Below are 22,002 nucleotides of genomic sequence, written 5' to 3'. Positions count from 1 at the left end.
ACGACAGTTCCTCCAGGCCAGACACCCGACGATCTCACCATGCCCTGCCGAGATGATCAAGTCACACGATGTGACGAGACCGGAACGTCCGTCACTTATCGCGCACAGGCTGAATGTCTACGCCGTCTGAGGATGAAAAAGGGTCCGTGATTGGGAAACCGATGCGCTCCATCGAACCCTCCGATGGATCAATGGGGCAGAAGCACCGCCCTGCACTCCAAGCCTGATGGAGGACCGGCACATCGAGCTCGACGAGCTCGCAATAGAGATTGCCAACCGCGCCACAAAGGCGACCGGCACGTCTTTGTCCAGCATACCCTCACTCAGCCAGCTCACAGCGTCTGGCGAGCCCTCCCCTGCCATGCTCATGTCGAGCCTGGCGGGAGAGATGGTCACACACGCGACTCGACTCCTGAGAGAAAGGCGCTACCGCGATGCTGCGGCAGTGTTCGAGTTCGGTGTCCAAGGAGATCCCTACAACGCCGCGTTTCACAATAATTGGGGGTTCTGTCTCATCCCCGAAGACGCACACGAGGCCCTGCCTCATCTCCAGCACGCCGAGGAGCTCAGCTACTTCCATAGCGGCCTGAACGCCTACAACCAGATGTGTTGTCTGGTGGAGCTTGGGCGACGAAGGGCCGCGCTTGCCTTGGCTGAGCGTATTTGGGCGCGACGGCACTCCCTGCCGTCAGACAAGTGCACTATCTGGAGACACCACGGCTCCAGTTGGGTACTTGAGCCAACCCACGACATCTTCCGCGACATCGCCGAGTTCGCCGCAGCCACCGCCGATGCGGAGACCACAGGGCACGAAGCGGACATCTGGCGTCGGCGTCTAGCAGAGTCGGAACAGCAGTCGCCTGGGGGCGACTAGGGAAGTTCGTCGATGAACGTCCCGGTCTCGTCCGTCATCCGCTCGTACTCCTCCAGCCGCGCCCGGGTGCGCAGTGGCGCCGCGTCGGCCATGGCCTCCACCAGGGCCATGGCCAGGGCCAGCGGCGCCGCGTGGGAGTCGAACACCAGCCGGTCGCCCACCGGGGCGTCGAGCACCGCCTCGGCGGGGAAGTCGGGCCGGTCGCAGATCGCGGCCACCCGGTAGCCGAGCTTGTCCGCGTACTCCAGCGCCTGCATCACCTCGACGGGGTAGCGCGGCAGCACCACGGCCACCAGCCACTCCGCGCCCGCGCGGCGGGCGGCGTGCAGCCCGTCGATCAGCTCCGACCCGCCGTGGGCGAGCAGCCGCACGTCGGGGTGGATGCGGCGGGTGTAGTAGGCGAACGTCGTGGCCAGCCCTGCCGACACCCGCAGGCCCAGCACGGGGAGCGGCTCGGCGGCGGCCAGGCACGCGCCCAGCTCCTTCAGCGGCAGGGACGGCAGCCGGTCGCGGACCGCGGTCAGGTTTCTGATCTCCCGGTCGATGGCGCCTTTGATCAGGCTCTCCTGCTGGCCGTCCGGCGGGCCGCCGAGCACCAGCGGGCGCAGCGCCTGGCGCAGCTCCGGGTAGCCCGCGAAGCCGAGCACCATCGCGAACCTGGTCACGGACGGCTGGCTCACCCCCGCCCGCTCGGCCAGTTCCACGCTCGACAGGAAGATGGCCTCCTCCAGGTGCTCCGACAGGTAGTGAACGATCCTCCTCTGCACCGGTGAGAGCCTGCGGCCGTCGAGCAGCCGGTCCAGCCCGCCGTGGTAAGCGCCCGTCACACCTCCTCCAACACCGTGAGCGACGCGTTCTCATCCCTCAGTGGCATCACGAGTCTCATCCGACTCCGGCATGACGCGATCACGACTCGCGCATCGGGACGCGCACGCCGCGCTCGGCCGCCACCGCGACCGCCTCGTCGTAACCGGCGTCGACGTGGCGCATGACGCCGGTGCCGGGGTCGTTGGTGAGCACCCGGTCGAGCTTCTCCGCGGCCAGGGGGGTGCCGTCGGCGACCGTCACCTGTCCGGCGTGGATGGAGCGGCCGATGCCGACGCCGCCGCCGTGGTGGATCGACACCCACGACGCCCCGGACGCCGTGTTGAGCAGCGCGTTGAGCAGCGGCCAGTCGGCGACCGCGTCGGAGCCGTCGGCCATGGCCTCGGTCTCGCGGTACGGGGACGCGACGGAGCCGCTGTCGAGGTGGTCGCGGCCGATGACGACCGGCGCCCGCAGCTCGCCGGAGGCCACCATGTCGTTGAACCGGCCGCCCGCCAGGTCGCGCTCGCCGTATCCCAGCCAGCAGATGCGCGCGGGCAGCCCCTGGAAGTGGACCTTCTCACCTGCCTGGCGGATCCAGCGGGCCAGCGGCTCGTTCTCCGGGAACAGCTCCAGGATCGCCCGGTCGGTGGCCGCGATGTCGGCGGGGTCGCCGCTGAGCGCCGCCCACCGGAACGGCCCCTTCCCCTCGCAGAACAGCGGCCTGATGTACGCGGGCACGAACCCGGGGAAGTCGAAGGCCCGCGCGTAGCCGGCCAGCTTCGCCTCGCCCCTGATGGAGTTGCCGTAGTCGAACACCTCGGCCCCGGCGTCCTGGAAGCCGACCATGGCCTCGACGTGGACGGCCATGGACCCGCGGGCGCGCTCGGTGAAGCCCGCCGGGTCCTTGTCGCGCTCGGCGGCCATGTCGTCGAAGGCCACGCCCAGCGGCAGGTACATGAGCGGGTCGTGGGCCGAGGTCTGGTCGGTGACGATGTCGATCTCGGCGCCGGCGGCGAGCAGCGCGGGCAGCGCCTCGGCCGCGTTGGCCACCACGCCGATCGACAGGGGCCGCCGCGCGTCGCGCGCCTCGTACGCCAGCCGCAGCGCCTCCTCCAGCGACTCGGCGCGCACGTCGAGGTAGCGGTGCTCGATGCGGCGGGCCACGGAGCGGGGGTCGCAGTCGACGCAGACGGCGACGCCGCCGTTCATGGTGACGGCCAGCGGTTGCGCGCCGCCCATGCCGCCGAGCCCGGCGGTGAGCGTGATGGTCCCGGCCAGCGACCCGCCGAACCGCTTGGCCGCCACCGCCGCGAACGTCTCGTACGTGCCCTGCAGGATGCCCTGGGTGCCGATGTAGATCCACGAGCCCGCGGTCATCTGCCCGTACATGGTGAGCCCGGCGGCTTCGAGCCGACGGAACTCCTCCCAGGTGGCCCAGCCGGGCACCAGGTTGGAGTTCGCGATCAGGACCCGGGGCGCCCACTCGTGGGTGCGGAAGACGCCCACGGGCCGCCCCGACTGCACGAGCAGGGTCTCGTCGCCCTCCAGCGAGGTGAGCGTCCTGACGAGCGCCTCGTAGGAGGCCCAGTCGCGGGCCGCGCGCCCCGAGCCGCCGTAGACGACGAGCTGCTCGGGATGCTCGGCGACCTCCGGGTCCAGGTTGTTGCGGAGCATGCGCAGGGCCGCCTCCTGCGGCCACCCCTTGGCGGTGAGCGTGGCTCCTCGCGGCGCTCGCACGGTGCGGCTCATGGCGACCTCCTGAATGAACGCATTCATCAACGTCACCCGAAGAGTACAACGGGAGATCGCGGACGGAACGCCTAGCTCACGAGGAACTGGGTGGCCGCGAGCTCGCGGTAGAGCTCGTCCGCGCCCACCAGCTCGTCGTGGGTGCCGACGGCCCGCACCCCGCCGGCCTCCATGACCACGATGCGGTCGGCGTTCGTCACCGTGGACAGCCGGTGGGCGATGACCAGCACGGTCGTCTCGGCGGCGACCTCGGCGATGACCTCGCGCAGCCGCAGCTCGTTGACCGCGTCGAGCTGGGAGGTGGCCTCGTCGAGCAGGAGCAGCCTGGGCCTGCGCAGCAGCGCCCTGGCGATGGCCACGCGCTGCCGCTCGCCGCCGGACAGCAGCACGCCCCGGTGGCCGACCAGGGTGTCGAGGCCGTCGGGCAGCCTGGACACCAGGTCGTCCAGGCGGGTACGGGCGACGGCGCGCAGCAGCTCGTCGTCCGTGGCGTCCGGGGCGGCGAACAGCAGGTTCTCCTTGAGCGTGCCGGCCAGCACGGGCGCGTCCTGCTCGACGTAGCCGAGCGCCGCGCGCAGCTCGCCGAGCGGCCAGTCGCGGATGTCGCGGCCGTCCAGCGAGATGGTCCCGCCCTGGTGCTCGTAGAAGCGTTCGAGCAGGGCGAAGACGGTCGACTTGCCCGCCCCTGACGGGCCGACGAGCGCGGTGAGCCCGCCGGGCGGCACCTCGAAGCTGACCTCGTCGTGCACGACCGGCCGGTCGTCGCCGTACCGGAAGGTGACACCGTCGAAGCGCACGCCGAGCGGGCGGCCGCCGGTGGCGGCCGGCTCGGCGACGGGCTCGCCGGGCAGGTCCTCGACCTCCTTGATGCGCTTCAGCGCGGCCAGGCCCTGCTGGAGCTGGACCGCGCCCTCGACGAGCTGCCCGATCGGCGCCACGAGGTAGAACAGGTAGAGCAGGAAGGCGATCAGCGACGAGACCTCCAGCGCGCCGGAGGCGACCCTGGCCCCGCCCACGCCGAGCACGCTCAGGAAGGCGATCTGCACGGCCATGAAGGTCGACACCCCGGCCAGCGAGGTCCACCCGGCCACCTGCATGCCGCGGTCGCGGGCCCGCTCGGCGGCGCCGGCGACGACGGTGATCTCGCGCTCCTCGGCGCCGCTGGCCTTGACCGTGCGGTAGGCCTGCAGCGCCCGGTCGAGCACCGCGCCCATCTCGCCGACGGCCTCCTGCGCGTCCTTCTGCGCCCGCATGATGCGCGGCATGACCGAGGCGGTGAGCCCGCCGATCACGACGATCACGAGCAGCGTGACCAGCAGCAGCGTGCCGTCCATGGCGGCCATCAGGACGATGGCGCCGACCAGCATGAACACCGAGCCGACCGAGTTGACGACACCGTTGGTGAGGACCGCGCGCAGCAGGGTCGTGTCACCGGTGACGCGGGAGAGCAGGTCGCCGGGCTTGAGCCGGTCGACGTCGGCCACCCGCAGCCGCAGGATGCGCTCGACCAGCCGGCGGCGGGCTCCCATCACGACGCTCTCGCCGGTGCGCTCCATCAGGTAGGAGCCGCCGGCCGACACCGCCGCGCCGACCAGGACGGCCACGGTCAGGCCGATGAGCGGCCCGGCCATCGACCGGTCCGCGCCGAAGGCGTCCACCACGTACTTGGCCAGCAGCGGCATGGCGAGCCCGGCGGCCGAGCCGATCAGCCCGAGCACTCCGCCCGCGACCAGGATCCACCGGTGCGGGCGCAGGTAGGCGAGCAGTTCTTTGATCACCGAATCCCCTTCCGGGAGTCATTCGACCTCACCCGGCGGCCGGGTGCGCGCTTTCGCACCCGTCAACCTAAATTGACGACCCAGGTATGTCAACTTATGTTGACGACTCCTCCCTCAGGATGACGCGACCGCCGTCAGCGTCCTTCGGACGGCCGGGGCCTCAGTCGACTCCGGGCAGATCGGGGACGTCGTACTCGGCGTCCCCGTCGTCGGCCCGCCGCATCGTGATGTCCTCCGCCCACACCGCGGCCCACGCCCGGATCTTCCCGCGACCGGTCCCGGGTCACCCCGCAGGCCGCGAACTCCTCGTCGGCGACGAACTCCACGAACTCCAGCCGCATGAGCAACTCGGCGAGGGAGAAGCCCTCCGCGTGCAGCCTGCCGAACCGCTCCAGCTCCCTGAAGGAGTACGGATCGGCCACGGCAGCGAGGGCCACGGCGTCGCGGGCCAGGCCGTGGTCATGGAACGCGCGCAGCCTCGCGCCCACGGCGTCGTTCTGCGGCCCGTCGGATCGCGGGGGAAGCGCCATGGATCAGGTACGGCGGCGCAGGCGGCGGGAGGACGGCAGGTCGTGGCGTCCCGACAGGAACTCCTGGAAGGCGATCTTGGCCCGGATCACCGGCCGCCTCCAGCGCTCCTCCCGGTGGATGGCCCTGGCCATCTTGCGCGGCGCGCGGCCGGCGAAGAACCAGTGCGCCCACGGCGACCCCGGCCGCGCCAGCCGCACCGCGCCCACGACCAGCAGAAAAGGCAGGAACAATCCCGCCATCCCGGTCCAGATCTTCCCCTTGAGCAGGGTGACCACGGCCAGCAGCAGGTTGCCCACGATCAGCGCCGCCGGGTTGACCAGCGGCAGGCCGAAGTCCCAGGTGAGGGGCCGCAGGCCGATGAGCAGCAGCCCGGTCACGGCCACGGCGATGAACACCGCGTCCACCGAGGTGCGCCCCTCCTCCTCCCAGTAGACGTCGTGCAGGTGGAGGATCAGCGCGAACTCGTCGAGCACCAGCGCCGCCCCGACGCCGAACACCGACGCCGCGACCGCGTAGCCCACCTGCGACGCACCGGAGACGATCAGCCCGGCCACCCCGCCGACCAGCATGAGCACGACCCCGAACACCACGTGGTGGATGTGCATCTCCCCCACGTTGACGTTGCGGAACCAGCCCACCTTCGCCCTGATCAGCCGTACGTTGATGCGGGTGGCGATGAACGCCACGATCAGCGCGACGAAGAAACAGAACAGCGGCAGCCGTCCCGTCCCGACGATGTTTGACTGAAACCACTTCTCCATGACCGTGTACAGAACTCTACGATCACGATCGTGGTGGTTGCGGCGTAGGACCCCGTTTCGCACCCTTGGACGCGTCCGCAGTCTCAGCGGGCCCGGTCGTAGACCAGGGCGATCTCGCCCAGCTTGCCGGTCTCCTGCCGGGTGAGCGTCCACGTCGAGGCCGGCAGGCCGTCGTCGAACAGCCGCTGCCCGCCCCCCACGATCTCAGGGACGATCATGAGGTACAGCCGGTCGATCATGTCCGCCGCGAGGAGCGGCTTGATGACGCTCGTGCTGCTGTTGACGAGGATGTCGCCGGAACCGGTTTCCCGGAGATCGGCGGCGACGTCGGCGGCGGGGGCGTTCACCACGCGGGCGCGTTCCCACGGCGCTCGGGTCAACGTGGTCGACAGGACGACCTTCTCGGTGTCCACCAGCCACTTCGCGTAGCCGCGATCACGCGGGTCGGCGTTCTCGTCCTCGGCGACCGACGACCAGTAGCCCAGGAATCCCTCGGCGTTGACCCGGCCGAGCAGCGCCGTCGTCGCACCCTCCCAGATGCGGGTCAGGTGGTCCCGGGCGACGTCCGTGGACACGTACGGGGCGAACGCCGCGAAGTCGGCGGGGCCGCCGGGGCCGTGATAGCGGCCGTCGAGGGTGAGGGTCAGGTTCGCGGTGACGCGGCGGTCGGTCGAGTGGGTCATTCGGTGCTCCTTGTCTCGGTGTCGTCCGCGGCGAGGATCGCCGCGAGCTTGTCGAGGCTCTGGCCGAAGCCGAGCTCGATGCCCGCGACGAAGTCCGCGGAGTCGACGGTGCTGTCGGTGATCCGGAACAGGACGTCGAGGTCCGTGCCGGTTTCGGTAGGCCGAAGGGCCAGTTCGAGGTGGGAGGTGAAGGCGGAGCCGCCGCCGGGGAGCAGCGGGGAGAGGCGATAGGCGAGGCGTTCACCGGGGCGTACGTCGTCGACGACTCCCTCCGCGCGCCCGGCGATCACGTCGGAGCCGTCGGCGTCCTCGGCGTCGCGGTACACCTGGACGATCCGCCCGCCCGGCCGGGCCTCGAACACGAGCTCGGAGACGCGGAGGTCGTCGGGCGTCCACCATCGAGCGAGCAGGGAGGCGTCGGTCAGGTGCCGCCAGACGTCCTCCGGGCGCCCCGCCAGCGACCGGTGGAACCTGAACGAGCGGCCGTCGGCCCACCCCGCCTCGTTCGCGGCGAGCCGCTCCTCGTGGAGCCCGAGCCCGTAGCGGTCGAAGGCCTCGCGGGCGCCGTCGGCCTGGTCCGCGAGCCGGCCGAGCGCGGCGGCCAGGTCCCGCAGGGGCGCGGGCCTGAGCGCGTAGACGCGGCGCTGGCCAGAGCGCTGGGAGGTGACGACGCCGGCGCGCTCCAGGGTCTGTAGGTGCTTGGTCGTCTGCGGCTGGCGTGCCCCGGCGAGCTGGGCGAGGACGCCGACCGAGCGGGGCCGCTCGGCCAGCAGGCTCACGAGCCGCCAGCGCGCCGGGTCGGCCAGTGCGGTGAGAAGTGCGTCCATGGTCGCTAGTATTCACTATGACGAATATTCGTGTCAACGAATACTTAGGAGGCCGAGAGGGCGACGCGGGTGACCGGGAATCAGTCAGGAAAGGAAGCCCCGCAGGAGCGCGGCGGTGCCCTCCAGGTGTTCGCACATCGCGCGGCGGGCGGCCTCGGGGTCGCCGGCGAGGATGGCCGCCACGATCGCGCGGTGCTGGGCGGCCGCGTGGTCGAGGTTGACCTGGAGCATGGGGATGGCGTTGAGCAGGTCGCCGACCCGCAGGCGGGCGTCCGCGCAGGCGGCGGCGAGCAGACTGGACCCGGTCAGCTCGGCGATCGACAGGTGGAAGGCGGTGTCGAGGCGGCGGTAGTCCTCCAGCGACGCCGAGTCGAGGTCGGCCAGCCGGCGCCGGAGCGTGTCGCGCTGCCCGTCGGTCAGCTCGGCGCCCGCCAGCACCTGGGCGGCCCCGCACTCGACGGCCATGCGGAAGGTGAGCGCGTCGGCCAGGTCGTCGGTGCCCATGTCAGCGACCACTTTGCGCAGGTCGGCCGCGCCGGGCCGGGGCGGCGTGTAGGTGACGAACGCACCGCCGTAACGGCCGCGCCGCACGTCGAGGAAGCCCGCCTCCTGCAGGGCGCGGATGGCCTCGCGCAGCGTCACCCTGCTGATGCCGAGCTGGACGGCCAGCTCCCGCTCGGGCGGCAGCTTGCCGCCCGGCGCCACCACGCCGAGTTTGATCGCCTGAAGGAGCCGCTCGACCGTCTCCTCGAAGGCGTTTCCCGCCCTCACCGGCCGCAACACCGTGATCAAACGCGCCGACTCGTCCAACGTGTCCTCAGGTCTTGACAAGCGATCCCGCCATACACATCAATGGTCTGAGACTAGCCCAATCAACGGTAAACCGTCTCCTGCCAGATCGGAGCCAGCACGTGAGCGAGCGGTCCAGTCATGGCTTTCTCACCGTCGACGAGCTGCGGCAGGAGGTCACGGCCGGGCTGATCGACACAGTGCTGCTGGCGGTCGCCGACATGCAGGGCCGCCTGCAGGGCAAGCGGCTGTCCGCCCGCTACTTCCTCGACGAGGTGCTGCACCATGGCTCGGAAGGGTGCAACTACCTGCTCGCCGTCGACGTGGACATGAACACGGTCGGCGGATACGCGATGTCGTCCTGGGATCGCGGGTACGGGGACTTCGTGATGCGCCCGGACCTGTCGACGCTCAGGCGCGTGCCCTGGCAGGAGGGCACGGCCCTGCTGATGGCCGACCTCGTCTGGGAGAACGGCGACGACGTGACGGCCTCGCCGCGCCAGATCCTGCGCCGCCAGCTCGCCCGGCTGGAGGAGCGCGGCCTGCGCGCGCACGTCGGCACCGAGCTGGAGTTCGTCGTCTACGAGGACTCCTACGAGCAGGCGTGGAAACGCGCCTACCGCGACCTGACCCCCGCCAACCTCTACAACGTCGACTATTCGCTCCTCGGCACCGCCCGGGTCGAGCCGCTGCTGCGCCGCATCCGGCGCGACATGGAGGGCGCGGGCCTGTACGTGGAGTCCGCCAAGGGCGAGTGCAACCTGGGCCAGCACGAGATCGCCTTCCGCTACGCCGAGGCGCTGGTCACCTGCGACAACCACGCCATCTACAAGAACGGCGCCAAGGAGATCGCCGCCCAGGAGGGCAAGTCGATCACCTTCATGGCCAAGCCGAACGACCGCGAGGGCAACTCCTGCCACGTCCACATCTCGCTGCGCGGCACGGACGGCGAGCTGGTGATGGCGGGCGACGGACCGCACGGGCCGCACGGGCTGTCGCCGCTCGGCCGCCGGTTCGTCGCCGGTCAGCTCGCCTGCCTGCGCGAGCTCACCCTCCTGTACGCGCCGAACGTCAACTCCTACAAGCGGTTCGTGCCGGGCAGCTTCGCGCCCACCGCCGTCAAGTGGGGCTTCGACAACCGCACCTGCGCGCTGCGCCTGGTCGGCCACGGCCCCTCGCTCCGGGTGGAGAACCGGGTGCCGGGCGGCGACGTGAACCCGTACCTCGCCGTGGCCGCGCTGGTCGCGGCCGGCCTGCACGGCATCGACGAGGAGCTGGAGCTGGAGGAGGCGTTCGAGGGCAACGCCTACGCCTCCGGCGCCGAGACCGTCCCGCACACCCTGCGTGACGCGCTGACCCTGTTCGAGGGCTCCAAGCCGGCCAGGGAGGCGTTCGGGGAGGACGTGGTGGCCCACTACGCCAACAACGCCAGGGTGGAGCTCGCGGCCTTCGAGGCGGCGGTGACCGACTGGGAGATGTTCAGGGGATTCGAGCGCCTGTGACGAGCATGAAGATCATCAATCCGGCGACCGAGCAGGTCGTGGCCGAGGTCGAGATGGCCGGGGTCACCGAGGTCGACGAGGCCGTGGCCAGGGCCGCGAAGGCCTGGCGGGAGTGGCGCGAGGTGGCGCCGGGCGACCGGGCGCGGCTGCTGCGCGCGTTCGCCGACCTGGTCGGCGCGCACGCCGAGGAGCTGGCCCTGCTGGAGGTGGCCAACGCCGGCCACCCGGTCGGCAACGCCCGCTGGGAGGCCGCCACCGTCCGCGACGTGCTCCACTTCTACGCCGGCGCGCCCGAGCGCAACCACGGCAGGCAGATCCCGGTGCCCGGCGGCGTCGACGTGACGTTCCAGGAGCCGCTCGGCGTGGTGGGCGTGATCGTGCCGTGGAACTTCCCGATGCTGATCATGTCGTGGGGCGTCGCCCCGGCGCTCGCGGCGGGCAACGCGGTCATCGTCAAGCCCGCCGAGCAGACCCCGCTGACCGCGCTGCGGCTGGCAGAGCTGGCCCTGGCGGCGGGCCTCCCCGAGGGGGTGCTCCAGGTCCTGCCCGGAGCAGGGGAGGTCGCGGGCGCCCGCCTGGTGGAGCACCCCGGCGTCGCCAAGATCGTGTTCACCGGCTCGACCGAGGTGGGCAAGGAGATCGCGGCCAGGGCCGCCGCGCACGTCAAACGGCTCACGCTCGAACTCGGCGGCAAGTCCGCCAACATCGTCTTCGCCGACGCCGACGTGGCCAAGGCCGCCGCCGCGGCCCCGTACGCGGTCTTCGACAACAGCGGGCAGGACTGCTGCGCCCGCTCCCGCGTGCTGGTGCAGGAGAGCGTGTACGACGAGTTCCTCGAACGGCTGTCGGAGGCGGTGCGCGGGCTGCGCGTGGGCGACCCGCTCGACCCCGCCACCGAGATGGGCCCGCTGATCAGCGCCGAGCACCGGGAACGGGTCCGCGGCTTCGTCGCCGACCCGTTCCTGCAGGGCTCGTGCCCGCGGGGCCGCGGCTTCTGGTTCCCGCCGACGGTGCTGACCTCGGACGTCACCGACCGCGCGTTCACCGAGGAGATCTTCGGCCCGGTCGTGTCGGTGGTGCCGTTCGGCGGCGAGTCCGACGCGGTCCGCATCGCCAACGACACCCGCTACGGCCTGTCCGGCTCCGTCTGGACCCGCGACATCGGTCGGGCGCTGCGGGTGGCCCGCGCGGTCGAGGCCGGCGCGCTCTCGGTGAACTCCAACTCCTCCGTCCGTTACTGGACCCCGTTCGGCGGGTTCAAGGAGTCCGGGCTCGGCCGCGAGCTGGGCCCGGACGCGCTCGCCGCGTTCACCGAGACCAAGAACGTCTTCATCTCAACGGAGTAGCGACATGCAGCGTTTGCTGGACCGTGTGGCCGTCATCACCGGGGCGGGCAGCGGCATCGGCCTGGCCACCGCCCATCGGTTCGCCGAGGAGGGCGCCAAGGTCGTCTGCGTCGACGTCGACGAGGAGGCGGGCGCCAAGGCCGCCACCGCGGTCGGCGGCCTGTTCGTCAAGGCCGACGTGACCAGCGAGGACGACGTGGTCCGGATGTACGAGACCGCGTTCGGCGCCTACGGGAGCGTGGACGTCGCGTTCAACAACGCGGGCATCTCGCCGCCCGACGACGACTCCATCCTGGAGACCGGCCTGGACGCCTGGCGCCGGGTCCAGGAGGTCAACCTGACCAGCGTCTACCTGTGCTGCAAGCACGCCATCCCGTACATGCGCCGCCAGGGCAGGGGCTCGATCATCAACACCGCCTCGTTCGTGGCCGTCATGGGGTCGGCGACCTCGCAGATCTCCTACACCGCGTCCAAGGGCGGGGTGCTGGCCATGTCGCGCGAGCTGGGGGTGCAGTTCGCCCGCGAGGGCATCCGGGTCAACGCGCTGTGCCCGGGGCCGGTGAACACGCCGCTGCTGCGGGAGCTGTTCGCCAAGGACCCCGAGCGGGCGCAGCGGCGGCTGGTGCACGTGCCGCTCGGCCGCTTCGCCGAGGCGTCGGAGATCGCGGCCGCGGTCGCGTTCCTGGCCAGCGACGACGCCTCGTTCATCACCGCGTCGCAGTTCCTGGTCGACGGGGGCATCTCCGGCGCGTACGTGACGCCCCTGTGAGCCGGCCTGTGAGCCGGCCCGTCATCGGTGTCAGCACCTACGTCGAGCCCGCGCGGTTCACGGTGTGGGACCTGCCCGTGGCGCTGCTGCCGTACATGTACGTGGAGCAGGTGACGCGGGCGGGCGGGCAGCCGGTGCTCATCCCGCCGGCGGGCGACCCGGCGGCGCTGGTGCCCCGGCTGGACGGGCTGATCCTGGCGGGGGGCGGGGACGTCGATCCGGAGCGGTACGGGGCGTCCCCCCACCCCCGCACCGACTACATCCGGAAATTTCGGGACACGGCGGAGTTTGCCGTCATGACCGCGGCCCTGGAGGCCCGCCTCCCCTTCCTGGGCGTGTGCCGGGGCCTCCAGGTTCTCAACGTCACCCTGGGCGGCACCCTCCACCAGCACCTCCCGGACGTGACCGGCCACCGCGGCCACTCCCCCGCTCCGGGCGAGTTCGGCCACCTCCCGGTGCGCCCGGTCGCCGGCACCAAGGTCGCGAAGATCCTCGGCGCCGCCCCGGTCACCGTGCCGCACTACCACCACCAGGCGGTCGACCGCCTCGGCACGGGCCTGACCGTGACGGCCACCGCCGAGGACGGCACCGTCGAGGCGGTCGAACTCGACTCCCACCCCTTCGCCGTCGCCGTCCAGTGGCACCCGGAGGCGGCCCAGGACTGCGCCCTCTTCGAAGCCCTGGTCTCCGCCGCGAGACGGCCGGACGCGACAATTCGCACCCCAGGCCGTTAGGCTTGCCGCATCACCGTCGAAGCCGTGCGGGAGAGCGTCCTGACAGCCGGTCGGGGCCCCTGAAGGAGCAAGCCCTCCCCGCGAACCTCTCAAGGCAAAGGACCGTACGGCCGAGGTGTCCTCTGGAAAGCAGGTCCGCGCGACCTCGCCGAAGGTGAAAGTCCGGAAAAAAGCCGGGCGAAACTCTCAGGCACCGACGACAGAGGGGGAGGATCCCGGCATCCGATCCTGCCCTGAGGTGCGAGACATGTCCCGATCGACGCCGCTGAGAGACGTGCACGAGTCTCTCGGCGCCACCTTGACCGACTTCGCCGGCTGGCTCATGCCGCTGCGCTACGGCAGCGAGTCCGCGGAGCACAACGCGGTCCGCCAGGCGGCCGGACTGTTCGACCTGTCGCACATGGGAGAGATCTTCCTGACCGGCCCGCAGGCGGCGCAGGCCCTCGACCACGCCCTGGTGGGACACCTGTCGGCGCTGGCGAACGGGCGGGCCCGCTACACCATGATCGTCAACGAGCGCGGCGGGGTGCTCGACGACCTCATCGTCTACCGGCTCGGCGACGAGGAGTTCATGGTCGTGGCCAACGCGTCGAACGCGGACAAGGTCGCGGACGAGCTGACCGATCGCGCCAAGGCGTACGACACGCGGGTCGAGGACCGCTCCGACCGTTACGCCCTCATCGCCGTCCAGGGCCCCCGGGCCGAGGAGATCCTCGCCACCCTCACCGACGCCGACCTCGCCGGCCTGAAGTACTACACCGGCCTGCCCGGCACGGTCGACGGCAGGCAGGCGCTCATCGCCCGCACCGGCTACACCGGCGAGGACGGCTTCGAGCTGTTCGTGGCCGAGGAGGACGCGGCGCCGCTCTGGCACGCGCTGACCGCCGCCGGCGAGCCGTACGGGCTGAAGCCGGCCGGGCTGTCCAGCCGTGACACGCTCCGCCTGGAAGCGGGTATGCCGCTGTACGGCAACGAGCTGAGCGCGGAGCTCACCCCGTTCGACGCGGGACTGGGCAGGGTGGTGAAATTCGACAAGCCGGGCGACTTCGTGGGCCGGTCGGCGCTGGAGGCGGTCAAGGACGTGCCGCCGCGGCGCCGCCTGGTCGGGCTGGTCGCGCGCGGCCGCCGGGTGCCCCGCCACGGCTATCCCGTCACCAAGGACGGCGCCGTCGTCGGCGAGGTCACCAGCGGCGCGCCCTCGCAGACGCTGGGCAAGCCCATCGCGATGGCCTACGTCGACACCGGCGTCGACGCAGGTCTGGCCGTGGACATCAGGGGCAGGCAAGAACCCGTGGACGTGGTCGAGCTGCCCTTCTACAGGAGGAACAAGTGAGCAACATCCCTGACGACCTGAGCTACACCAAGGAGCACGAGTGGGTCTCCGGCCTGGAGGACGGCCTGATCGCCACGATCGGCATCACCGCCTTCGCCGCCGACGCCCTCGGTGACGTGGTGTACGTGCAGCTCCCGGAGGTCGGCTCGACCATCGAGGCCGGGGACTCGGTCGGCGAGGTGGAGTCCACCAAGTCGGTGAGCGAGATCTACACCCCTGTCGGCGGCGAGGTGGTGGAGGTCAACCAGACCCTGGTGGACGACCCGTCGCTGGCCAACAGCGACCCTTACGGCGAAGGCTGGATGTTCCGGGTGCGCGCCGACGGCGACCCGGAGGACCTGCTGTCGGCCGAGGAGTACGCCGCCCTCACCTCGGGCGAGTCCTGATCCACCGCCGGGGCCCGGCCGCGGGCCCCGGTTCCCACCTCGTGAAAGGCGCCCATCGATGGCGATCAGCGTCTTCGACCTCTTCAAGATCGGGATCGGCCCGTCCAGCTCCCACACCGGCGGCCCGATGGCCGCCGCGCACAAGTTCGCGCGCGGCCTGCATCAGGACGGGCTGCTCGGCCGCACGGCCCGCGTCGAGGTCATCCTGTACGGCTCGCTCGGCCTGACCGGCAAGGGCCACGGCAGCGACAAGGCGGTCCTGCTGGGCCTGTCGGGAGAGAAGCCCGAGCTGGTGGACGTCGACGCCATCGACGGGCGGCTGGCCGCCATGCGCGAGTCCGGCACGGTGCGCCTGTTCGGCGAGCGCGAGATCCCGTTCGTGGTCGGCGAGGACCTGGTCTTCGAACGCAAGATCTCGCTGCCCGAGCACCCCAACGGCATGCGCTTCACCGCCTACGACGAGGCGGGCGGGACCGTGCGCGAGAAGGTGTACTTCTCGGTCGGCGGCGGCTTCGTGGTGGACGAGACCGCCACCGGCGCCGACCGCATCAAACCGGACGACACCGTTCTGCCCTACCCGTTCACCAGCGGCGAGGAGCTGCTCAAGCACTGCACGGCCACCGGCCTGTCGGTCTCCGGGCTGATGCTGGAGAACGAGAAGGCGTTCGGCCTCGGCGAGGACGAGATCCGCGCCCGGCTCCTCGACATCTGGCGGGTCATGTCGGAGTGCGTGCGCCGGGGCATCGCCAAGGAGGGCGTGCTGCCCGGCGGGCTCAAGGTCAAGCGCCGCGCCCACCAGCTGCACCGCCGCTTGCAGGCCGAGTCGGCCGAGAAGGACCCGCTGCAGGCGATGGACTGGGTGTCGCTGTTCGCCCTCGCGGTCAACGAGGAGAACGCCGCCGGGGGCCGCATCGTCACCGCCCCCACCAACGGCGCGGCCGGCATCATCCCCGCCGTGCTCACCTACTACTCCCGCTTCGCCCCGAACGCCGACGACGACGGCGTCACCCGCTTCCTGCTGACGGCGGCGGCGATCGGCGTGCTGTTCAAGGAGAACGCCTCCATCTCCGGTGCCGAGGTCGGCTGCCAGGGCGAGGTCGGCTCGGCCTGCTCGATGGCCTCGGCCGGGCTCACCGAGGTGCTCGGCGGCACCCCCGAGCAGGTGGAGAACGCGGCCGAGATCGGCATCGAGCACAACCTCGGCCTGACCTGCGACCCGATCGGCGGCCTCGTGCAGATCCCGTGCATCGAGCGGAACGCGGTCGCCTCCATCAAGGCCATCACCGCCGCCCGCATCGCCCTGCGCGGGGACGGCCGCCACCACGTGTCGCTCGACAAGGCCATCAAGACCATGCGCGACACCGGCAGGGACATGCTCGACAAGTACAAGGAGACCTCGCGCGGCGGCCTCGCGGTCAACGTCATCGAGTGCTGACGCGCCGCGCCGCCGCCTGGCGGCGGACGTGGACGCGGACGACCGCGCCGAGATCGTCGTCGCCGACCTCGCGGCGGATGCGGCCGACGATCTCCCGGTCCAGCTTGCCCACGACCGCGCCCACGTCCGCCTCCGCGGGGCAGGAGAACGAGATCCGCAGCCGGCCCGCGCCGTTCGGGTCGCCGACCACCCGCACCCCCGCCCGCGACAGCCCTTCCACGTCCTTCAGGCCCACGCAGAGCATCGCGGTGCCCGTACCGGACCGCGCCCCGAACCGGCCCCAGCCGAGGCCGAGCAGCAGCCACCGCAACGTCACCAGCGCCAGCACCACCAGCAGCAGCGCCATCGCCCAGAGCGTCCACGGGTTCCCCGCCACGGCGTCGACCGTGCGCTCCGGCAGCACCCTGGCCCGGGGCGACAGCCCGGCCAGCTGCCCCTGGCCGCGCAGCCAGGCGTAGCCGCCGACGACCAGCAGCACCGCGCCCACCACGGCCAGCCCCAGGCGGTTGCCCCCGTACTGCCGCATCACAGTCCCTTCCTGCGCAGCCGCATCACGACCTCGCCCGTGCCGAGCGTGCCCAGCCCCGCCAGCCGGTCGCCCACCGCGGTGCCCACCTGCCTGAGCATCGCGCCCGACGACTCGGGCCCGGTCATCACGGTGACCTCGATGCGCCGCCTGCGCAGCCGTACCCTGACCCGTTCCACCCCCTCGGCCTGCCGCGCCACCGCCAGCAGCGTGCGGCGCAGGCCGGAGCGGGTGACGCCGATGACGATCAGCGGGTCCGTGGTCTCCACCGGTACGAGCCTGCACCGGCCCGGCAGCACCGCCAGCAGGATCAGGCCCGCCCCGGCCAGCGCCACCCCCAGCGCGGACGGCGACAGCTCGTGCCACGAGGTCGCGGACGCCAGCGCGACGGCGTCGTCCACGGGCACGACGCCGAGCGACCGGCTCCACAGGCCCGCGACGATCTCCGCGGCCACGAGCCCGAAGCCGGCGGTCAGGAGCGCCGCCACGATCACCGCGGCGGGCGTGCGGGCGGGCCTGAGCACCCGCCGGGACCTGCGGAGCGGGGAGTCGCGCGGGGCGACGGCGGTGCCGGGCAGGAGTTGCTGCAGCGTGGTCATCACAACCACCACAGGTACACGGGCGGGGCTCGCGCTCGACCGTGTCCCCGCCGCCCGTTTGCACGATCATTACGGCCCGGGCGATCAATGCGAATCACCCTCATGTTCATCTGCCGGTTATGCCGTTACGCTGCCGGTATGGACGACCGCCAGCGCTACGACCAGGCCACCGCCTCGCTAGAGCCACCGCTCGCCATCCTCGACCTGGCCGCCCTGCGCGCCAACGCCGCGAGCATGGTCCGACGCGCCACCGGCAAGCCGATCCGGGTGGCCACCAAATCCATCAGATCACGCCCACTGCTGGACCAGGTGCTCGCCATCGACGGCTTCCGCGGCCTGCTGGCGTTCACCCTCCCCGAAGCGCTCTGGCTCGCCTCCCACGGCCACACCGACCTCGTCGTCGCCTACCCCACCGCCGACCGGCACGCCCTGGCCGAACTCGCCGGCGACGCCGAAGCCGCCCGGAGAATCACCATCACCGTCGACTCCGCCGACCACCTCGCCTTCATCGACCACGCCCTCGCCGGCGTCCGCCCCCGGCACGAGATCCGGCTCTGCCTCGACGTCGACGCCGGCTTCGTCACCCTCGGCGGCCGGTTCAGGGCCGGCGCGCTCCGCTCCCCCGTCCGCGACGCCGACCAGGCCGCCGACCTCGCCGCCGCGATCGCCAAACGCCCCGGCTACCGGCTCACCGGCCTGCTCGCCTACGAGGCGCAGATCGCCGGCGTCGGCGACGCCCCGCCCAGCGCCGCGTACGGCCGCGCCGTACGCCTCATGCAGACCCTCTCGGCCAGAGAGCTCGTGCTGCGCCGCGGCCGCATCGTCAACGCCGTCCGCCAGGTCGCCGACCTCGAGTTCGTCAACGCCGGCGGCACCGGCTCCATCGAACGCACCGTACGCGAGAAGGCCGTCACCGAGGTCGCCGCCGGTTCCGGGCTCTTCCACCCCCGGCTGTTCGACTTCTACCGCGGCTTCACCGGCCGCCCCGCCGCGATGTTCGCCCTCCCCGTCGTACGCCGCCCCGGCCACGACACCGTGACGGTGCTCGGCGGCGGCTACCTCGCCTCCGGCCCCGCCGGACCCAGCCGCGTACCCCAGCCGTACCTGCCCGCCGGCCTGCGCTACAGCCGCGACGAAGGCGCCGGCGAAGTCCAGACCCCCCTCACCGGCCAGGCCGCCGAAGACCTGCGCATCGGCGACCGCGTCTGGTTCAGGCACGCCAAGGCGGGCGAGCTGTGCGAGCGCTTCGACACCCTGCACCTCGTCGACGGCGACACCGTCGTGGACTCCGTGCCGACCTACCGGGGCGAGGGCAGGACCTTCCTGTAAGCCCTGACGTAACCCCTCCCGTAAGCCCTGACGGGCCCTACCGCCGCCTGCGCCGCCGCCACAGCATCACGGCCGCCCCCAGCACCAGCACCGCGCCCACCCCGATCAGCACCGGAGCCAGGTCCGGCTCCTCGTCCCACAGCCGGTCCGGGTCCTGCCCCAGCTCCACCGGCCGCGGCGACACGCCCAGCGCGTCACCCACCTGCGCCACCAGGTGACCGGCCCTGCTCTTCACATCCGCCACCGTGCGCTCGGCGACCCGCTTCGGGCTCACCCGGTCGGCGATGGCGTCCACCGTCTGCGCCAACTCCGCGCGCGTCCGCGCGATCCGCCGCTCCAGCTCATCAGGATCGGTGTCAGCCATGACTCTCCTTCCGGCGCGCTCCTGCTCGTGACGATCAGTCTGTCAGGTCATCACCCCGAACGGCACGGCAGGCCTGCCGGTACGTTCTCCAGTAGGTTCTCCAAGAGAACCACGGGAGGACCTGATGACCGAATCCAAGCTCGCGCCCGGCGACGCCGCGCCCGAGTTCACGCTGCCCACCGCCGACGGCGGCAGCGTCTCTCTGGCCGACCACCGCGGCAAGCGGGTGATCCTCTACTTCTATCCCGCCGCCATGACCCCCGGCTGCACCAAGCAGGCCTGCGACTTCCGCGACAGCCTCGCCCAGCTCACCGCCGAGGGCTACGTCGTCCTGGGCGTCTCCAAGGACAAGCCCGCCAAGCTGGCCACCTTCGTCGAACGCGACGCCCTGACCTTCCCGCTGCTGTCCGACCCCGAACTCGCGGTCCACAAGGCGTACGGGGCCTACGGGCTGAAGAAGCTCTACGGGAAGGAGGTGGAGGGCGTCATCCGCTCCACCTTCGTCATCGACGCCGACGGCAAGATCGAACAGGCCCTCTACAACGTGAAGGCCACCGGCCACGTAGCGAGCCTCAAGAAGAAGCTCGGCCTTTCCTGACAAAGAGGAAATCACCCGTCTGTGACCCTCAAGAATTGTCGGCGAGCTTTTCTATTCTCACGACATGGCCGCTTACGAGAAGTACACGCGAGAGATGCTCGCCGAGGCGGCGGCGGCTTCTCTCAGCGTCGCCGACGTGCTCCGCCGCCTGGGCATCAGGTGGACCGGCGGCAGCCACGCGCACATCAGTCGCCGGCTGAAGCACTACGCCATCGACACCTCGCATTTCGTGGGCAGGGCGCACGGCAAGGGCCGGAAACCTCCCTCACTGCGCCCCTACCAGGAAATACTCGTCCTCCGCCCGACGGGTTCCATCCGCGAGAAGGCGCCCGCGCTGCGCCGGGCCATGCAGGAAGCCGGGCTGCCGTACGCCTGCGCAGGCTGTAGGATTGACGGCACGTGGCAGGGCAGACCGCTCACCCTCCATGTCGACCACATCAACGGTGACTGGCTCGACAATCGACAGGAGAATGTGCGATTCCTCTGCCCTAACTGCCATTCTCAGACCGCGAATTTCGCCGGTAAGGGAAAGGTGAGGGGGCCGTAGCCCAATGGCAGAGGCACAGCTTTTAGGTAGCTGACAGTGTGGGTTCGAATCCCACCGGCCCCACATATACTGCCTGAATGCGGGAACAGGGCTCCCTTCCCCATCAGAGCGATTAATCCGATTGATCGACGACACGCAGGTTCGCCATGCTGCGGGGTCATGAGCATCCCGTACCGGCAGATCCGTGCCGCCTTCACCGACGAAGCGATCACCGTCTATCAAGCCTACGGGCCGGCTGTCGCAGGCCCGGCCGTCCGCGCGCAACGCTTCGTCCCGCCCTTCAAACGCGAACGGATGACCTGGATCAAACCGTCCTTCCTGTGGATGATGTACCGCTGCGGATGGGCCACGAAGCCAGGCCAGACCAGGGTCTTGGCCATCGACATCACGCGAGAGGGGTTCGCCTGGGCGTTGGAACACTCCTGCCTCAGCCATCCCGACGCCGGGACAGACCATGAGGTGTGGAAGAAACGCTTACGCGAAAGTCCGGTCCGGATCCAGTGGGATCCTGAACGCGACCCGCACCACCATGCCCTGCCCCATCGATCCATCCAGATCGGGCTGTCCGGCGTTGCCGTCGCCCGCTATGTCGACCAATGGATCCTGGGAATCACCGACCTGACCGATCGGGTCCGTGACATCCGGCAGGCCCTGCACGACGGGAAGGACGTCACTGAGATGCTCCCGGTGGAACGCCCGTACCCCCTGCCCGCGCGACTCGCCGAGGCCATCGGCGCGAGCACCGCACCTGCTCTCGGCTGAGCGCGCACGGCGACCTGTCGGCACCGCGACGGCGACCGGCTGGGCCACACTCAGCGAAGCCGATCACCCAACCGTGTTGGCCGGTCGTTCCCCACGGGCGTACTGGGCTATCTGGGCGGCTGCGACCTGCCAGGTGCGGGCGTCGGTCTGGGGGACGTCGCTCGCCACGTGGGGGGTGACCAGGACGCCCTGGGCGTGCCAGAGCGGGTGGTCCGGCGGGAGGGGTTCGGGGTCGGTGACGTCGAGGATGGCGCGCAGGCGGCCGGCGCGGGTCTCGGCGAGCAGGGCCTGGGTGTCGACGACGGGGCCGCGGGCCGCGTTGAGGAGGATGGCGCCGTCCTTCATCGCGGCGAGGAAGCCCTTGTCCGCGAGGTGATGGGTGTCGGGGGTGAGGGGCACCATGAGGGCGACCACGTCCTGGGCCGGCAGATGAGTCCAGAGGTCCGCCATGGGGGTGACGCCGGGGCGGGCGCGGCGGGCCATCATCGTGATGCGCGGGCCGAACGGCTCCAGGCGGGCGCGGAGCTGGGTGCCGAGGTCGCCGGCGCCGATGATGAGCACGCGCTTGTCCCAGAGCGTCTCTGTGACGTGCGGGTTCCAGCGGGCGGCGGCCTGGTCGGCGGCGAAGGCGGGGAGGTCGCGGACGACGGCGAGCAGGGTGGCGGCGGCCCATTCGGCGACGGCGGGGCCGTGGGCGCCGCGGGCGCTCGACAGGGTGACGTGCGCGGGCAGACGGCCGGTCCAGGTGTCGGTGCCGGCGCTGAGGGTCTGGACGAGCCGGAGCGCGGGGAGCCGGTCGATCAGGGCCAGGACCCGGTCCACCGGGTGGGAGGGGATGACCATGACCTCGGCCGTCTCGGCGCCTTCCGGAGGCTCGGCGCGCACGTCGTACAGCAGCGGGGTGACGCCGTCCACGGCCGCCAGCGCGTCGAGGCCGCGCGGGTGGGGCACCAGAACGACGACGGGCGGCCGT

General features: G+C 71.2%; 24 protein-coding genes, 1 tRNA gene and 2 riboswitches. Of the genes, 13 read left to right on the top strand and 12 right to left on the bottom strand.

Annotation, left to right across the window (positions count from 1 at the left end; all coding sequences use genetic code 11):
• The first annotated feature begins 226 nt into the window (after positions 1-226).
• Entirely contained in the window at positions 227-874 is a 648-nt protein-coding gene (locus tag OUY22_RS26225; RefSeq protein ID WP_270157825.1) for a hypothetical protein, read from the top strand.
• On the opposite strand, the gene OUY22_RS26220 is transcribed toward OUY22_RS26225, so the two are convergent.
• The 8 genes from OUY22_RS26220 to OUY22_RS26185 all read right to left on the bottom strand — a co-directional run bounded on the left by OUY22_RS26220 (position 871) and on the right by OUY22_RS26185 (position 8,781).
• The gene (locus OUY22_RS26220; protein ID WP_270157824.1) at positions 871-1,701 is read right to left on the bottom strand and encodes a MurR/RpiR family transcriptional regulator; all 831 of its coding nucleotides are present in this window, start codon (positions 1,699-1,701) and stop codon (positions 871-873) included. The genes OUY22_RS26225 and OUY22_RS26220 overlap by 4 nt on opposite strands.
• A gap of 79 nt (positions 1,702-1,780) precedes the next feature.
• Entirely contained in the window at positions 1,781-3,430 is a 1,650-nt protein-coding gene (gene hutU, locus OUY22_RS26215) for a urocanate hydratase (RefSeq protein ID WP_270157823.1), read from the bottom strand.
• A 71-nt stretch (positions 3,431-3,501) separates the two neighbouring features.
• Positions 3,502-5,208, bottom strand: coding sequence for an ABC transporter ATP-binding protein (locus tag OUY22_RS26210; protein WP_270157822.1), 1,707 nt, complete (start codon positions 5,206-5,208; stop codon positions 3,502-3,504).
• Between the two features lie 134 nt (positions 5,209-5,342).
• Positions 5,343-5,738, bottom strand: coding sequence for a hypothetical protein (locus tag OUY22_RS26205; protein ID WP_270157820.1), 396 nt, complete (start codon positions 5,736-5,738; stop codon positions 5,343-5,345).
• 3 nt (positions 5,739-5,741) lie between these two features.
• Positions 5,742-6,500, bottom strand: coding sequence for a hypothetical protein (locus OUY22_RS26200; protein ID WP_270157819.1), 759 nt, complete (start codon positions 6,498-6,500; stop codon positions 5,742-5,744).
• Positions 6,501-6,583: 83 nt separating this feature from the next.
• Complete coding sequence (locus OUY22_RS26195; RefSeq protein WP_270157818.1) at positions 6,584-7,183, bottom strand: dihydrofolate reductase family protein; 600 nt, start codon at positions 7,181-7,183, stop codon at positions 6,584-6,586.
• Positions 7,180-8,010 (bottom strand): metalloregulator ArsR/SmtB family transcription factor, encoded by an 831-nt coding sequence (locus OUY22_RS26190; protein WP_270157817.1) that lies wholly within the window; start codon positions 8,008-8,010, stop codon positions 7,180-7,182. The genes OUY22_RS26195 and OUY22_RS26190 overlap by 4 nt, the downstream gene beginning before the upstream one ends.
• Positions 8,011-8,094: 84 nt before the next feature.
• Complete coding sequence (locus OUY22_RS26185; RefSeq protein WP_333486792.1) at positions 8,095-8,781, bottom strand: FadR/GntR family transcriptional regulator; 687 nt, start codon at positions 8,779-8,781, stop codon at positions 8,095-8,097.
• Between the two features lie 140 nt (positions 8,782-8,921).
• Here OUY22_RS26185 and OUY22_RS26180 point away from each other — a divergent pair, with 140 nt between their 5' ends.
• The 7 genes from OUY22_RS26180 to OUY22_RS26150 all read left to right on the top strand — a co-directional run bounded on the left by OUY22_RS26180 (position 8,922) and on the right by OUY22_RS26150 (position 16,304).
• Positions 8,922-10,301, top strand: a complete 1,380-nt coding sequence (locus OUY22_RS26180; protein WP_270157816.1) for a glutamine synthetase family protein — start codon at positions 8,922-8,924, stop codon at positions 10,299-10,301.
• Positions 10,302-10,306: 5 nt separating this feature from the next.
• On the top strand, positions 10,307-11,647 hold the full coding sequence (locus OUY22_RS26175) for an aldehyde dehydrogenase family protein (RefSeq protein WP_270157815.1): 1,341 nt from the start codon (positions 10,307-10,309) through the stop codon (positions 11,645-11,647).
• Positions 11,648-11,651: 4 nt separating this feature from the next.
• Positions 11,652-12,416 carry a 3-oxoacyl-ACP reductase gene (locus OUY22_RS26170; RefSeq protein ID WP_270157814.1) on the top strand — a complete coding sequence of 255 codons (765 nt, stop codon included), beginning with the start codon at positions 11,652-11,654 and terminating at the stop codon, positions 12,414-12,416.
• 8 nt (positions 12,417-12,424) lie between these two features.
• Entirely contained in the window at positions 12,425-13,150 is a 726-nt protein-coding gene (locus OUY22_RS26165; protein ID WP_270157813.1) for a gamma-glutamyl-gamma-aminobutyrate hydrolase family protein, read from the top strand.
• A gap of 17 nt (positions 13,151-13,167) precedes the next feature.
• A riboswitch (glycine riboswitch) is annotated at positions 13,168-13,265 on the top strand.
• Positions 13,266-13,363: riboswitch (glycine riboswitch) on the top strand.
• Positions 13,364-13,397: 34 nt separating this feature from the next.
• Positions 13,398-14,483, top strand: a complete 1,086-nt coding sequence (gcvT, locus tag OUY22_RS26160) for a glycine cleavage system aminomethyltransferase GcvT (protein ID WP_270157812.1) — start codon at positions 13,398-13,400, stop codon at positions 14,481-14,483.
• Positions 14,480-14,869 carry a glycine cleavage system protein GcvH gene (gene gcvH, locus OUY22_RS26155; protein ID WP_270157811.1) on the top strand — a complete coding sequence of 130 codons (390 nt, stop codon included), beginning with the start codon at positions 14,480-14,482 and terminating at the stop codon, positions 14,867-14,869. Before gcvT ends, gcvH begins: the two co-directional genes overlap by 4 nt.
• Positions 14,870-14,927: 58 nt before the next feature.
• Positions 14,928-16,304 carry an L-serine ammonia-lyase gene (locus OUY22_RS26150; RefSeq protein WP_270157810.1) on the top strand — a complete coding sequence of 459 codons (1,377 nt, stop codon included), beginning with the start codon at positions 14,928-14,930 and terminating at the stop codon, positions 16,302-16,304.
• Here OUY22_RS26150 and OUY22_RS26145 read toward each other — a convergent pair.
• Positions 16,291-16,830 (bottom strand): hypothetical protein, encoded by a 540-nt coding sequence (locus OUY22_RS26145; RefSeq protein ID WP_270157809.1) that lies wholly within the window; start codon positions 16,828-16,830, stop codon positions 16,291-16,293. The genes OUY22_RS26150 and OUY22_RS26145 overlap by 14 nt on opposite strands.
• The gene (locus OUY22_RS26140; RefSeq protein ID WP_270157808.1) at positions 16,830-17,429 is read right to left on the bottom strand and encodes a DUF6286 domain-containing protein; all 600 of its coding nucleotides are present in this window, start codon (positions 17,427-17,429) and stop codon (positions 16,830-16,832) included. Before OUY22_RS26140 ends, OUY22_RS26145 begins: the two co-directional genes overlap by 1 nt.
• Positions 17,430-17,567: 138 nt before the next feature.
• On the opposite strand from OUY22_RS26140, the gene OUY22_RS26135 reads away from it, so the two are divergent.
• Positions 17,568-18,758: an amino acid deaminase/aldolase gene (locus tag OUY22_RS26135; protein WP_270157807.1), complete on the top strand. Its 1,191-nt coding sequence runs from the start codon at positions 17,568-17,570 to the stop codon at positions 18,756-18,758.
• Positions 18,759-18,795: 37 nt separating this feature from the next.
• On the opposite strand, the gene OUY22_RS26130 is transcribed toward OUY22_RS26135, so the two are convergent.
• The gene (locus tag OUY22_RS26130; RefSeq protein ID WP_270157806.1) at positions 18,796-19,122 is read right to left on the bottom strand and encodes a DUF3618 domain-containing protein; all 327 of its coding nucleotides are present in this window, start codon (positions 19,120-19,122) and stop codon (positions 18,796-18,798) included.
• Positions 19,123-19,246: 124 nt separating this feature from the next.
• On the opposite strand from OUY22_RS26130, the gene bcp reads away from it, so the two are divergent.
• From bcp to OUY22_RS26110, 4 genes are all read left to right on the top strand, one after another.
• On the top strand, positions 19,247-19,720 hold the full coding sequence (gene bcp, locus OUY22_RS26125) for a thioredoxin-dependent thiol peroxidase (protein WP_270157805.1): 474 nt from the start codon (positions 19,247-19,249) through the stop codon (positions 19,718-19,720).
• A 64-nt stretch (positions 19,721-19,784) separates the two neighbouring features.
• Positions 19,785-20,267 carry a hypothetical protein gene (locus tag OUY22_RS26120; RefSeq protein WP_270157804.1) on the top strand — a complete coding sequence of 161 codons (483 nt, stop codon included), beginning with the start codon at positions 19,785-19,787 and terminating at the stop codon, positions 20,265-20,267.
• Positions 20,258-20,330 (top strand) — tRNA-Leu (locus OUY22_RS26115). The genes OUY22_RS26120 and OUY22_RS26115 overlap by 10 nt, the downstream gene beginning before the upstream one ends.
• A 96-nt stretch (positions 20,331-20,426) precedes the next feature.
• Positions 20,427-21,029 (top strand): DUF4291 domain-containing protein, encoded by a 603-nt coding sequence (locus tag OUY22_RS26110; protein WP_270157803.1) that lies wholly within the window; start codon positions 20,427-20,429, stop codon positions 21,027-21,029.
• Between the two features lie 63 nt (positions 21,030-21,092).
• On the opposite strand, the gene OUY22_RS26105 is transcribed toward OUY22_RS26110, so the two are convergent.
• On the bottom strand, positions 21,093-22,002 hold a 910-nt coding region (locus OUY22_RS26105; RefSeq protein WP_270157802.1), incomplete at its 5' end, for an NAD(P)-dependent oxidoreductase.

This window comes from Nonomuraea corallina, assembly GCF_027620315.1.
Taxonomy (GTDB): Bacteria; Actinomycetota; Actinomycetes; order Streptosporangiales; family Streptosporangiaceae; genus Nonomuraea; species Nonomuraea corallina.
Note: the sequence above shows the minus strand (reverse complement) of the source record. Positions and strands in the feature narration are given on the sequence as shown.